Genomic DNA, 12,627 nt, shown 5'->3' on the forward strand with positions numbered 1-12,627 from the left:
TATCCGCAGGGAGGTTCTCTGTGTGAACCCCACGATCAGATGGTCCCACGGCCAGGGCACCCGCCTGGTTTGCCCGGAGCGGGACGGGCCAGCGATACGCCGCCGGCCGTGGGACTGCGAAGGTCAGGCCTTGGCGCGGCGCTTCGCTGCCGGCTTGGCTGCCGGCTTTGCTGCCGACTTCGACGCGGCACGAGCGCCGGTCTTTGCGGTAGCACGGGTGGAGGGCTTGGCAGCAGTGCGGCCGGCCGGCTTCGCAGCGGCCTTCTTGCCAGCGGTGGACTTCTTCGCGGCTGCCTTTGCCTTTGCCTGCTTCGCCTTTTCCTTCTGCGCGGCCAGCTTCTCGCGGGCAGCCTGCTTCTCGGCCTGCTGCGCTGCACGAGCGGAGGCGACCGCTTGCGCGACTTCCTTCTTCGCGGCGTCGATCGCCTTCTTGCTGTCGGCGCGCAGCTTCAGCAGACGCTTCTTCGCGGCATCGGCTTCGCGCACGAGCACGCTGGCCTTTTTCGCCGGCGCAGCGGTTTTCCTGGTTGCAGCCTTGGAGGCCGGCTTTGCTGCGCGCGGTGCGCGCTTGTTATTGGCAACGACCATCTTTCGATACACCCGTTTGTTGATTGTGGAGCGACGAGTATAACCGCTGGATATGCATTGGCGCGCTGTTTGCGTTGCAATTGGCTGCGATATTCGTGTCATTTTTGCCGCGTTTTGTCGCGGAAATCGAAGCGGCCGTGGCACACGGCGTCCGCGCATGCAAATTGGCGGATCGACCGATCGATATCGTGCGCGGCGAAAGGATGTCCTATGCTGCGTTCTGACAGCAGGCGCTGCCGATATCCGGCGGCGCATCGGCAGGAGAAAGACGATGACGGAATCCCGCGCGCAGCAGGGCAGCACAGCGATTCCCTGTCTGCATTATCAGGACGCCAAGGCAGCCATCACCTGGCTCTGTGTTGCGTTCGGCCTGGAGAAGGGCCTGGTGGTGCCCGGCGAGAACGACACCATCGCCCATGCCGAACTGACGCTTGGCGCCGGCATGGTGATGGTCGGATCGAAAAGCGATACCGCGTATGGCGGGCTGATGCGTCTGCCGAAGGAAACCGGAGGCGGGCAAACCCAGAGCATTTATCTGGTGGTGCCGGACGTGGACCATGTATATCGCACGGCGATGGCAGCGGGCGCCGAAGTGGTGCTGGAGCCGAAGGACGAGGAGTACGGCGGCCGCAGCTTCAGCTGCTACGATCTGGAAGGGCACCTGTGGACGATCGGCAGCTATAACCCGTGGAAGCGATAGCGAGGCGCCACGCGTTGTTGCTTGCGCCACGTGTTTGCGCGCACGGCCCTACACCCCTGCGTCGCGGGAGGCCGCCACCAGTGCCTGGACCAGCGCGCTCAAGGGCGCGCGCGACTGCTCGCGCCGCAGCCACATCGCACCTACCGGTGGCAGGTCCCATTGCAGGGGATGCGGTAGCGCCACCGCGCTGCCGCTGCCGGCCAGCTCCTGCGCCACCGCGCGCGGCACGATGGTGATCGCGCGCGGCTCGGTGCGCATCAGCGTCGCCATGGTCTTGACCGAATAGGTCTCCACGATCGGCAGCGGCGGCGCGACACCGGCCACGGCGAAGATCGTATTGATGGTGCGGCGCGTCGGCGTGTAGGGCGGGGGCAGGATCCAGTCCAGCGTCGCCAGCCAGGCCCAGTCGAGCTGACGGCCGGCAAGACGCGCGGCCGCCCCGACGGGCACCACCAGCGCCGGTTCCTCGCGGTACAGCGGCACCTGCACGATGTCCTCGCCCGCGATGTAGAACGAACGCGCCACCACGCAATCGAGCTCGTGATTGCGCAGCGCCGCCACCAGTTCGTCGGTGGTGCCCTCGCGCACGAGTACCGCCATGCGCGGCTGCTGATGCAGCGCGTGCGAACAGGCGGCATCCAGCACGACCGGCGAGACGAAGGGGATCACGCCGATACGCAAGCGCCCGGCGAAGCCCGCATCCACCACCGACAGCTGCCTGCCCAACGCCTCCGCATCGGCCAGCGCGAGCCGGGCATAGGCGAGCACCACGGCGCCCGTCCCGGTGGGCTCGAGGCCGGCGCGGGAGCGGTGGAACAGCGGCCGCATGAAGACGTCCTCGATCTCCCGCAACGCCTTGGTCATCGCCGGCTGGCTGAGGTTGAGCTCGGCAGCGGCGCGCGACAACGATCGCTGCCGCTCCAGCACGAGCAGCAGCGCAAGCTGGCGCAGGCGCAGACGGGAGACGACGTTCTGGTGCAGGTGGTCGGCGGCTGACGGCATCCGGGTAATCCCGACGTATAACTTGTTGGATATGGAAGGATAAAACAATAAGCGATTCTGGTTATTCGTCGCGCCTATACTGCCGCTGTCCGTTCGCGCTCGCGGCGGAAGGAAATACGGCCGGTCGCATGCGCTTGCGCCGGCCGAACAGACCGCCGCAGCGGCAGGGAGGCGCATGTTTACGACTCGTCCGGAAATTGCCGGCACCTTTGGCGTGGTGTCGTCCACGCATTGGCTTGCCTCGCAGACGGCAATGTCGGTACTGGAACGCGGCGGCAACGCCTTCGATGCCGCGGTCGCGGGCGGCTTCGTGCTGCAGGTGGTCGAGCCCCATCTGAACGGCGCGGGCGGCGAAGTGCCGATCCTTTTCTGGAGCGAGCGCGAGCGCGCGATCCGCTCCGTTTGCGGCCAGGGTCCGGCCCCGGCACTGGCGGACCCGGCGCTGTTTCGCAACATGGGGCTGGACCTGGTGCCGGGCATCGGCCTGCTGCCGGCGACGGTTCCCGGCGCCTTCGGCGCCTGGATGACGATGCTGCGCGACCATGGCACCTGGACCCTTGCCGACGTGATGGCACCGGCGATCGCCTATGCGCGCGATGGCTACCCGGTGGTGCCGCGCATCTCGCAGGCGATCCTCGCCGTGCGGGAGCTGTTCGAGCGGGAATGGCGCGACTCCGCGCAGGTGTGGTTGCCCGACGGACGCGTGCCGCGGCCCGGGAGCCTGCACGTGCAGCCCGGCCTCGCGCGCACCTACACGCGCATCGTCGAGGAAGCACAATCGGCGGGCAGCACGCGCGTGCAGCAGATCGACGCGGCGCTGCACTGCTGGTACCGCGGCTTCGTGGCCCGCGAAATCGATCGGTATTGCCGCACGCAAGCGGTGCGCGATACCACTGGCGAGCGCCACACCGGCCTGCTTCGCCATGAGGACATGGCCGGGTGGCAGGCCGATGTCGAGGCGCCGCTGACGCTGGATTTCGGCCGCTATACGGTCGCCAAATGCGATATCTGGAGCCAGGGGCCGGTGTTCCTGCAGCAGCTCGGAATGCTGCGCCATGCCGGGCTGGAGGACCACGTGCCGACGTCGCCGGGCTTCGTTCATCGCATTGCGGAGGCGGCGAAGCTGGCCATGGCGGACCGCATGGCCTGGTATGGCGACCCCCGCTTCGTGCCGAGCGCGGCGGCGGGCCTGCTGGACGAGACCTATCTGCGCGAGCGGGCCGCGCTGATCGGCGCGGCGGCTTCCACCGAGATCCGGCCGGGTGCCGTGGCGGGTCAACCGGCGCGCGTGCCGGACCTGGCAGCGGCCGAGCGCACGCTGCAGGCCGCCGACATTCGCTTCGGCGTGGGCGAGCCGACTTTTGCCGCGCTGCCCCCGGTACAGGAATGGGCCGAGCGCGAGATCTTCGTCGGCGATACCTGCCATCTGGACGTGATCGATCGCGATGGCAACATGGTCGCCGCCACGCCTTCCGGAGGCTGGCTGTCGTCCAGTCCGGTGATCCCGGCGCTGGGCTTTGCACTGAATACGCGCCTGCAGATGACCTGGCTGGAAGCGGGTCTGCCCAATTCGCTCGCGCCGGGCAAGCGGCCCTGCACGACGCTGTCGCCGTCACTGGCGCTGCGCGATGGCGAGCCCTACATGGTGTTCGGCACGCCGGGCGGCGACCAGCAGGACCAGTGGTCGGTCGCGTTTTTCCTGCGCCACGCGGTGCACGGCATGAACCTGCAGGAGGCGATCGATGCGCCGGCCTGGCATATCGATCATTTCCCGGGGTCCTTCTGGCCGCGTCAGACCGTGCGCAACCGCATCAGCGTCGAGTCGCGTTTCCCGGGCGAAACCATCGACGCGCTGCGCGCGGCGGGGCACGAGGTTCGCGTCGGCGAGCCCTGGTCGGAGGGCCGGATGTCGGCCTGCTCGCGCGAGCGCGACAACCGGGGACGGCTGGTGCTGCGCGCGGGCGCAAATCCGCGCGGGATGCAGGGTTACGCGGTGGGGCGATAGCCGCGCCATCGCAGAAAAGGGCCGAAGGCAGCGGCGTGAAGAACCGCGAGGTTCGGCGAGCAGCGGCGGCGGGTGCCGCGGACAGGACGACAAGAGAACAGTACGGGGAAAACAACCATGAAGACGAAGATCGCGAAATGGGTACGCGGTGCCGCCGCGGCGGTGATGTGCTGTGCGGCGACGGTGGCGACGGCGCAGGACGGCTATCCCAACAAGCCGGTGACGCTGGTGGTGCCATGGGCGCCGGGTGGATCGACGGACATTCTTGCGCGCGTGCTGTCCGAGCATCTGACGCGTTCGCTGGGCCAGACCGTGATCGTCGACAACAAGCCGGGCGCGTCGGGCAATATCGGCTCGGCAGCGGTGGCGCGGGCCCGTCCGGATGGCTACACGCTGCTGATCGGTTCGATGAGCACCCACGCAATGAACCCGGCGCTGATGAGCAATATGCCGTTCCGCGGCGTGGAGGACTTCACGCCGCTGGGCTTGCTGGCCTATGTCACCAATACGATGGTGGTGCATCCCTCGGTGCCGGCCAACAACGTGCGCGAGCTGATCGATTACGCGCGCGCCAACCCCGGCAAGCTCGCCTACGCCAGCGCGGGCCCGGGTTCGACCAATCACCTGAGCGCCGTGCTGTTCGAGAAGATGGCGAAGGTGGAGATGCTGCACGTGCCCTACAAGGGCGGTGCGCCGGCCGTGGTCGATACCGTCGCGGGCCAGACGCAGCTGCTGTTCTCGGCGGGCACGCAGACGCTGCCGCACGTGAAGGCCGGCAAGCTGCGCCTGCTCGCTGTCACCGAGGGAAAACGCTCGCCACTGCTGCCCAATGTGCCGACCGTCGCCGAGACTATCCCGGGTTATGAGCTGGCGGTCTGGTATGGCGCGTTCGGGCCCGCAGGCATGCCGAAGGAGCTGGTTTCGCGGCTGAACGCCGAGATCAACAAGGTGATGATGCTGCCGGAAGTCAAACAGAAGATGGACGCTATCGGTGTCGAGACGACGACATCGACGCCGCAGGAGTTTGGCCAGGTGCTGCGCCGGGATGCCGACCGGTACGGCAAGCTGATCCGCGAACTGAAGATCACGGCGGAGTAAGCGTGATGCCGCAATGGAATCAGCCAGCCCTGCCTCTGCGTTTGCCTCTGCCTCTGCCGGAAGGGCTGCCGCCTGAACACGCCGCCGCCTTGCAGCAGTTGGTTGGAGAGCCCGCAGCGCAGGCAGACGCGGCGTCGGTGTTCGGCGTGATTGGCGAGGCAACCTTCGCGCTGCTGGGCCCCGGCTTGCTGACCATCAATGCATGGCGGCCGCAACAGTCGCAGGTAGTGCGGCTGTGGTCGAGCGACCCCGCTTCCTATCCGGTCGGCGGCAGCAAGCACAAGGGCGATACGCCGTGGGCGCGGCAGGTGCTGCAGCGCGCCGAGGTATTCGTCGGCGAGGGAGATCAGGCGCTCGCGGAAGTGTTCGACGACATCTCGAAGATTCGCGGGCTGGGGTTGCGCGCGGTCGTCAACGTGCCGATCTGCCACGAGGGCCGCTGCGTCGGCACGTTCAATTACCTGCGCGCGCAGGAAGCCTGGGCGAGCGAGGAAGTGATGGCGCTGCGCCGGCTGGCGGGCATCGCCGGGCTGGTGTTTTCCGCGGGGCAGATGCAGCAGGGGTGAGTGTCCGGGGGGCGGTTTTCCCTCCCCCTACCCTCTCCCGCTGTACATCCCGCAAGCGGGCGAGGGGAGCCAACCGGACAAAAGCCGCCATCTCCCGCAAGGGGAGGTGGCGGCGCGCCTGTTGGCGGACCGCCCCGGTTCTGCCTGGCAAGAAACGCGGAGCGGCCGGTGGGACGATTACTGCGGTGCGCTTGCGCCGGTCGTGCCGGTGGTGCCGCCCGAACCCGCGGTAGCGCCCGCGCCGGCGGTGCCGCTGGTGGTGCCGCCGGCGTCCGTGCCCGAGGTCCCGGTACCGGTCGTGCCAGTACCGGTGGTGCCGGTCGCGCCGGTGGTGCCGCTGGTATCCGCGCCGGTGCCAGTGCCAGTACCGCCGGTCATGCCACCGGTGGTGCCGCCAGTGCCGGTGCCGGTGCCCGACGTACCCGCGGTATCACCCGCAGGCGCGGTGGACGAGGTGCCGCCCGAGGTGGCGGCATCCTCTTGCCGGTTACAACCGGCAACAAGTCCGCTCAGCACCGCGATGCTCAATGCCGCGGCTGGAATCCAGGTTCGTTGCTTCATGGTAATGGCTCCTATAGTGGGTCCCATGCAGTGGTAGGCAACCGCCGTACCAGGCAGCGGGTTTCGTCACGATAGGTGACGTTCACGCTGTCTTGCCACGCTTCTTGCATGACCCTGCGCTTTCCGAGGAGCACCGCCATGACGAAACCCTTCGCGCCTTTGCGGCGCACGCTGTTGAAGGCATTGGGGGCGGGTTTGCCCGCCACTGCGGCGACCGGCGCGCTGGTGCGCGATACGGTCGCGGCAACGGAGACTGGCGCCTCGGTTTGCTCCGCGCCGGCCGGCAGCGGTGTGTCCCATTTTTTCAACGAGCGCGAAAGAATTACCGTGGATGCCATCGTGACGCGGTTGATTCCCAACGACGAGCTCGGCCCGGGGGCGAAGGAGGCCTGCGTCACGGAGTATCTGGACCGTCAGCTCGCCGGCGCGTGGGGTAGCGGGGACAATTTCTATCGCCACGGTCCCTTCCAGAGCGGCACGCCGGAACAGGGCTACCAGATGGCGCTGACGCCGGCGGAGATGTTCCGGGAAGGACTGTCGAGGATGGATGCGGCCGCGGCGCGGCAGCACGGCGGCAAGTCGTTCTCGCAGTTGCCGGCGCAGCAGCAGGATGCGCTCCTCACGGCGATGCAGAAGGGCGACGTCGATCTGGGGCCCTTGCCATCGAAGGTGTTCTTCCAGCTGCTGCTCGACGGCACGATGGAGGGCTTCTTCTCCGACCCGATCTACGGCGGCAACCGCGACATGATCGGCTGGAAGCTGCTGGGCTTTCCGGGGGTCTATGCCAGCTACACCAACGACATCGAGCGGCACAACGTCGCCTATGTCCGTCCACCGATGTCGATCGCGATGGCGCGTGCGGTCGGCCATCGCCATGGCGGCGAGCCGCACGGTGCGTCGGGGGCGCAGCCCGGCCGTGCCCCAGCCGCACCGGCTTCCGCAGCGGGGGCGCGCCGATGAGCAAGACCATGGATCGCGTCGACGCGGTGATCGTCGGCGGCGGCTGGACCGGCTCGGTGATCGGCAAGGAGCTGGCGGCGGCGGGCCATCGGGTGGTGGTGCTGGAGCGCGGCGAGGCGCGCTGGCCGTCGCCCGATTTCCAGGCGCCGGGCGTGCATGACGAGCTGCGCTACACGCGCCGGCATGCGCTGCATCAGAACACGGCGACGGAGACCTTCACGTTCCGCAACAACACCAGCCAGACCGCCTTGCCGATGCGTCGCTGGCAGTTCGCCTACCCGGGCACGCATCTCGGTGGCGCCGGCAATCACTGGTCCGGCGCGTACTACCGCTTCGATCCGACCGACTTCAAGCTGCGCAGCCATTACAGCAAGCGCTATGGCGAGAAGATCTTCGATCCGGACCTGACCGCGCAGGACTGGCCCCTCGGCTACGACGAGCTCGAGCCGTACTACGACCGCTTCGACTATCTGATCGGCGCGTCGGGCTACGCGGGCAATCTGAAGGGCAAGCTGCAGCCCGGCGGCAATCCCTTCGAGCCCTGGCGGTCGCGGCCCTATCCGAATCCGCCAATGAAGGTGCCGTTCGCCTCGGCACTGTTTGGCGAGGCGGCCGCCAAGCTTGGCTATCACCCGTACATCCAGCCTTCCGCGTTATCGACACGGCCTTATGTGAACAGCGAAGGCCTGCCGATGAGCGCGTGCGTGTACTGCGGCTTCTGCTCCAACTTCGGCTGCGAGCATTTCGCCAAGGCCTCGCCCCAGGTATGCGTGCTGCCCGTGGCGATGAAGCTCGATACCTTCGAGCTGCGCACCGGCGCGCATGTGTTGCGCGTCGAGCTGGACAAGGATCGCAAGACGGCTCGTGGCGTCGTGTATGCCGACGCGACCGGCGAGGAGGTCTTCCAGCCGGCCGACATGGTGTTCCTGTGCGCATTCAGCGTACATAACGTGCGGCTGCTGTTGCTGTCGGGCATCGGCAAGCCGTATGACCCGGCGAGCGGGCAGGGCGTGGTGGGACGCAACTACACGCACCAGACCACCTCCGGGGTCAACCTGTTCTTCGACGAGAAGACCCATTTGAACCCCTTCATGGGGGCGGGCGCGGCCGCGGTGACGATGGACGATTTCAGCGCCGACAACTTCGATCACGGCCCGCATGGTTTCGTGGGCGGCGGCTATATCCAGATCCAGGTTGTCAGCGGCGCGCCGATCAGCTACCACCCGACGCCACAAGGCACGCCGCAGTGGGGCAGCGAATGGAAGCGCGCGGTCAAGCGCTACTACAACCATTCGGCGTCGATCACCATCACCGGCTCGGCAATGCCGTCGCGCGGGGCCTATCTCGATCTGGATCCGACGTACCGCGATGCGTGGGGCCTGCCGCTGCTGCGCATCACCTACGACCTGCCGGACAACGATATCCGGCTGTCGGCCTTCCTGACCGCGCGCGGCGATGAAGTCGGCAAGGCCATGCGGGGCGTGACCCGGACCGAGCCGGGTCCGCGCAAGCGGCCGTTTACCGCCACCGCCTATCAATCGACGCACCTGAACGGCGGCGCCGCAATGGGCAGCGATCCCGCCAACAGCGTGGTCAATCGCTTCGGCCAATGCTGGGATGTGCCGAATGTCTTTGTCACCGGGGCAAGCCTGTTTCCGCAGAACTCGAACTTCAATCCGACCGCGACGGTTGGCGCCACCGCCTACTGGATTGTCGAGGCGGTCAAGCGCAGCTACGTCAAGGCACCCGGGAAGCTGATGACATGAAGACCACGCCCGACTCGACGCCCGGTGCCGGGGAGCCGCACGCAGACGCGCCGCCCTCCCGTGTTTCGGCCACCTACTTCGTCACCGCGCTGGTGCTGATTGCCGGCGCGGCGCCCATTGTCGGCGTGCTCTACCAGATGTGGCCCGACATCGTCGGCCCGCGCCCCGTGGCGCAGGATGAAGCGGAAGGGCCGCGCACCGCCACGGCCGCGCTGAAGCAGGCGCCGCCTGCCTCGGCACCGATCGCCGCCGCCAGCGAGCCCGAAACGCGGCAGTCGACCGACTTCATGCCACGCGAGCCGGACTGGTCGCGGATGGTGCGGACATCGGGCGAGCAGGCGCCGCAGCGCGGCGCGACCATTGCGGCGAACGGCAACGGGGCGGGTGCGGCGGCGTGCGTGTCGTGTCATGCCGGAGGGGCGCCAGCGGCCGCGGGACAGGCGGCCCCCGCCGCTCCCGCCAATGCAGGGGCGTTCCCCGCGCTGGTCGGGCTGTCGGCCGACTATCTGGCCAAGCAGCTGGTCGACTATCGGGAAGGCAGGCGCAACGATCCGATCATGACGCCGATCGCCAGGGCGCTGTCCGAAGAAGACATCGCGGCGGTGTCCCGCCACTATGGCGAGCTGCCGGCGCCGGCGCTGACACTGGCGGAAGGGACGGCATCGCCCGCGCTCAAGCTGCATGCCGAAGGCGACAATGCGCGGGCGCTGCCTGCCTGCGCCAACTGCCATGGGGTGTCCGGCGAGGGTCAGGGATTCCTGCTGCCCCGGCTCACGGGCCAGCCGGCGGACTACCTGGTGCGACAGCTGGCTGCGTTTCGCAACGGTACCCGGCATAACGACCAGGACGCGGCGATGCGGGCGATCGCCCAGCGGCTGGGCGAGGCCGATTCGCAGGCGCTGGCGCAGTTCTACGCGACCGGCGGCAGCCGGTAACGACGCTTGCCGCTGGTGGCGGAGCGGCCAGCGTCGTGGGTCACCGGTGCTGGCTGCGGGTCAGGCGGGCGCCAGCGTCTTGCTGAACTGGCTCACGCCGTCGAGGTCGCGCAGGTCCACCGTCAGCGCACGGGTCCCCGGATCGATATTGACCTCACCGAAGAACTGGTAGCCCGAGAACGGCGACAGGTTGGACTGGCCTTCGGGCGGCGCCTTCTGGAAGACCAGTTGCGGACCGAAGGTGCTGTCCAGCGCGTTTGGGCCGAAGGTGCCGGCGTTCAACGGACCGGCGACAAACTCCCAGAACGGCGCGAAGTCGGTGAAGCGCGCGGCGGCCGGATCGTAGTAGTGGGCGGCGCAGTAGTGCACGTCGGCGGTGAGCCAGACGACGTTGGGCACCGCCTTGATCCCGCGTAGCACGCGGGCGATCTCCAGTTCCCGGCCCAGCGCCTCGCCGTCGTTGCCGTTGGCGATGGCCTCCCAGCGGCTGTTGCCGCTGGCATCCTTGCCGTCCGGCACCCACAGGCCGATCGGCATGTCGGCGGCGACGATCTTCCAGGTGGCCTGGGACTGCTTCAGGCCGTCGATCAGCCACGCGATCTGCGCCTCGCCGAGGAACGCGGTCTCGGGTCCTTCGGCAGTCTGCAGGTTGGCGGTGTTGGGTCCGCGATAGCTGCGCATGTCCAGCACGAAGACGTCGAGCAGCGGACCATGGGAAACCTTGCGGTAGATGGTCTGTTCCTGCCCGGCACTGCCGAGCGGCATGGGTGCGTACTCGCGGAAGGCCTGCGTCGCGCGGGCCACCAGCGTGTCGATGTTCTTCTCGGTATAGCGGGTGTCGGCGCTCAGGTCCTTGCTCGAGGACCAGTTGTTGGTGACCTCATGGTCGTCCCATTGCCAGATCTGCGGCACTTCGGCCGAGAAGCGGCGCACGTTCTCGTCCATCAGGTTATAGCGATAGCGGCCGCGGTATTCGTCCAGCGTCTCGGCCACCTTGGCGACCTGCGGCGTGACGATGTTCTTCCACAGACGGTCGCCCTCGGCTTTGACTTCGGCCAGGATCGGGCCGTCCGCATAGATGGTGTCGCCGCTGTGCAGGAAGAAGTCCGGCTCGCGGCGGCGCATCGCCTCGTAGATCTTCATGCCGCCGAACTCGGGATTGATGCCCCAGCCCTGGCCAGCAACGTCGCCGCCCCAGACGAAGCGGACCGGGCGGCTGGCGTCCGGGCGCGGCGAGGTGCGGAAGTGCCCCGGCACGACGATGCCGGTGGCGCTCGGGTTGTCGATGCTGTCGTAGGCCACGCGCAGGAAGATGGTCTCGCCAGCGGGTAGCCCGGTCAGTTCGATCCTGCCGGTGTAGTCGGTCGCCTCGCTCACGGTCGGCCCGAGGACCTGCCTGACGTTGCTGAAGCGATCGGTGGTGTCATATTCGACCCGCATGCGGGCCACCCGGTCGGCGCGTGCCCACACGATCGCCCGGCCGTTGCCGGCATCGCCGATCTGGATGCCGTCGGGCAGCTTCGGCCGTGCACTGTCGGGAACGATTACCGCCGGCGCATCGGGTCCGGAATCGTCGGAACCGCATGCCGCGAGTCCGAAGCTCGCGCCCAGGCCGAGCGCGCCGGTCTGGATCAGGAAGCGTCGACGGGGATAGGAAGATCGGGTCATGTGCCTGCCTCGTGTGGTTGCGGGGAAGGCGCAAACGGTATCGGGGCAATGCTAAGGAAAAATGACGCCGCAGCCGTGGGCAGGCGCCGCGAGCGTCATTGTTGTGAGCGAATGTTACCGGCGGCAGGGCGCTGCGCGTGGAGCGCGCTCCCGGCGAAGAAGAGGGAGGTGCGTCCGGGATCGGTGCGACAGCGCGCTGGTCCCTTAACCACGGCGTCCATGCCTGTCGCTTCCTGTGTGCTTGCAGCCGTGAAGGAACCGAAACCGGCCGGCAGCACGTCTAGTATCGGCTCACGGTCGCCGAGGGCGAGCATTGGGCTCGACTCGTCGCGCTGTCGCCGTGAACCGGCCAGTGTCACGGCGCTCAATCACTGACCTTTGGGAGAAATCGATGCTAGGCATACCAGCCGTACCAGGCATGGCACGCGAGTCAACGATCAACGGGAATCTGGAGCCGTTGATACAGCTGGCGCCGGCAGTGGAGGACGAGGACGATATCAGGCCATGGAGGGTGGAGCCGCGAAGCCGTTGGGACGAAGAGGCTGCCAGGATGCAGCGGATCAACGACTGCATCAACGGCCCCTATACGGCAGCGGCGATCCTTGGCGGTCCCCCGCTGATCGTCGCGGGCGTCGGCGGGATTCTGCTGCTTGCGTATCCGGAGCGGCCGGACATTGGCGGCGGGGTGATCTTCGGCGGCCTGTTGTACGGGGTCTGTGTCGGCCTGTCCTGGCTGCGCGTGACCTATTGCACGCGGGAGCAGAATTGATGGCCCGCC

The 12,627-nt window shown here is 67.7% G+C and carries 12 protein-coding genes; 8 read left to right on the top strand and 4 right to left on the bottom strand.

Annotated features, from left to right (window positions below):
• Window positions 1-123: 123 nt before the first annotated feature.
• Complete coding sequence (locus tag K6V06_RS12940; RefSeq protein WP_370637462.1) at window positions 124-690, bottom strand: fumarate hydratase; 567 nt, start codon at window positions 688-690, stop codon at window positions 124-126.
• Window positions 691-859: 169 nt separating this feature from the next.
• Here K6V06_RS12940 and K6V06_RS12945 point away from each other — a divergent pair, with 169 nt between their 5' ends.
• Window positions 860-1,288 carry a VOC family protein gene (locus tag K6V06_RS12945; protein ID WP_222243972.1) on the top strand — a complete coding sequence of 143 codons (429 nt, stop codon included), beginning with the start codon at window positions 860-862 and terminating at the stop codon, window positions 1,286-1,288.
• A gap of 48 nt (window positions 1,289-1,336) precedes the next feature.
• Here the strand turns inward: K6V06_RS12945 and K6V06_RS12950 are convergent, their stop codons facing one another.
• Entirely contained in the window at window positions 1,337-2,290 is a 954-nt protein-coding gene (locus K6V06_RS12950; protein ID WP_222243973.1) for a LysR family transcriptional regulator, read from the bottom strand.
• Between the two features lie 175 nt (window positions 2,291-2,465).
• Here K6V06_RS12950 and K6V06_RS12955 point away from each other — a divergent pair, with 175 nt between their 5' ends.
• The 3 genes from K6V06_RS12955 to K6V06_RS12965 all read left to right on the top strand — a co-directional run bounded on the left by K6V06_RS12955 (window position 2,466) and on the right by K6V06_RS12965 (window position 5,959).
• On the top strand, window positions 2,466-4,295 hold the full coding sequence (locus tag K6V06_RS12955; protein ID WP_222243974.1) for a gamma-glutamyltransferase family protein: 1,830 nt from the start codon (window positions 2,466-2,468) through the stop codon (window positions 4,293-4,295).
• A gap of 117 nt (window positions 4,296-4,412) precedes the next feature.
• Window positions 4,413-5,393 (top strand): tripartite tricarboxylate transporter substrate binding protein, encoded by a 981-nt coding sequence (locus K6V06_RS12960; protein ID WP_222243975.1) that lies wholly within the window; start codon window positions 4,413-4,415, stop codon window positions 5,391-5,393.
• Between the two features lie 41 nt (window positions 5,394-5,434).
• Window positions 5,435-5,959 (top strand): GAF domain-containing protein, encoded by a 525-nt coding sequence (locus K6V06_RS12965; protein WP_222243977.1) that lies wholly within the window; start codon window positions 5,435-5,437, stop codon window positions 5,957-5,959.
• Between the two features lie 177 nt (window positions 5,960-6,136).
• On the opposite strand, the gene K6V06_RS12970 is transcribed toward K6V06_RS12965, so the two are convergent.
• On the bottom strand, window positions 6,137-6,520 hold the full coding sequence (locus K6V06_RS12970; RefSeq protein WP_222243979.1) for a hypothetical protein: 384 nt from the start codon (window positions 6,518-6,520) through the stop codon (window positions 6,137-6,139).
• Window positions 6,521-6,658: 138 nt separating this feature from the next.
• Here K6V06_RS12970 and K6V06_RS12975 point away from each other — a divergent pair, with 138 nt between their 5' ends.
• The 3 genes from K6V06_RS12975 to K6V06_RS12985 are packed head-to-tail and all read left to right on the top strand — an operon-like array spanning window position 6,659 to window position 10,181.
• Complete coding sequence (locus K6V06_RS12975) at window positions 6,659-7,480, top strand: gluconate 2-dehydrogenase subunit 3 family protein (protein WP_222243981.1); 822 nt, start codon at window positions 6,659-6,661, stop codon at window positions 7,478-7,480.
• On the top strand, window positions 7,477-9,246 hold the full coding sequence (locus tag K6V06_RS12980; protein WP_222243983.1) for a GMC family oxidoreductase: 1,770 nt from the start codon (window positions 7,477-7,479) through the stop codon (window positions 9,244-9,246). Before K6V06_RS12975 ends, K6V06_RS12980 begins: the two co-directional genes overlap by 4 nt.
• Window positions 9,243-10,181, top strand: coding sequence for a c-type cytochrome (locus K6V06_RS12985; RefSeq protein WP_222243985.1), 939 nt, complete (start codon window positions 9,243-9,245; stop codon window positions 10,179-10,181). Before K6V06_RS12980 ends, K6V06_RS12985 begins: the two co-directional genes overlap by 4 nt.
• 60 nt (window positions 10,182-10,241) lie before the next feature.
• On the opposite strand, the gene K6V06_RS12990 is transcribed toward K6V06_RS12985, so the two are convergent.
• Complete coding sequence (locus tag K6V06_RS12990) at window positions 10,242-11,849, bottom strand: alkaline phosphatase (protein WP_222243987.1); 1,608 nt, start codon at window positions 11,847-11,849, stop codon at window positions 10,242-10,244.
• A 418-nt stretch (window positions 11,850-12,267) separates the two neighbouring features.
• Here K6V06_RS12990 and K6V06_RS12995 point away from each other — a divergent pair, with 418 nt between their 5' ends.
• A complete protein-coding gene (locus K6V06_RS12995) occupies window positions 12,268-12,618 on the top strand; it encodes a hypothetical protein (protein ID WP_222243989.1) in 351 nt (116 codons plus the stop codon).
• The last annotated feature ends 9 nt before the right edge of the window (window positions 12,619-12,627 follow it).

The organism is Cupriavidus sp. AU9028 (genome assembly GCF_019795295.1).
GTDB lineage: Bacteria > Pseudomonadota > Gammaproteobacteria > Burkholderiales > Burkholderiaceae > Cupriavidus.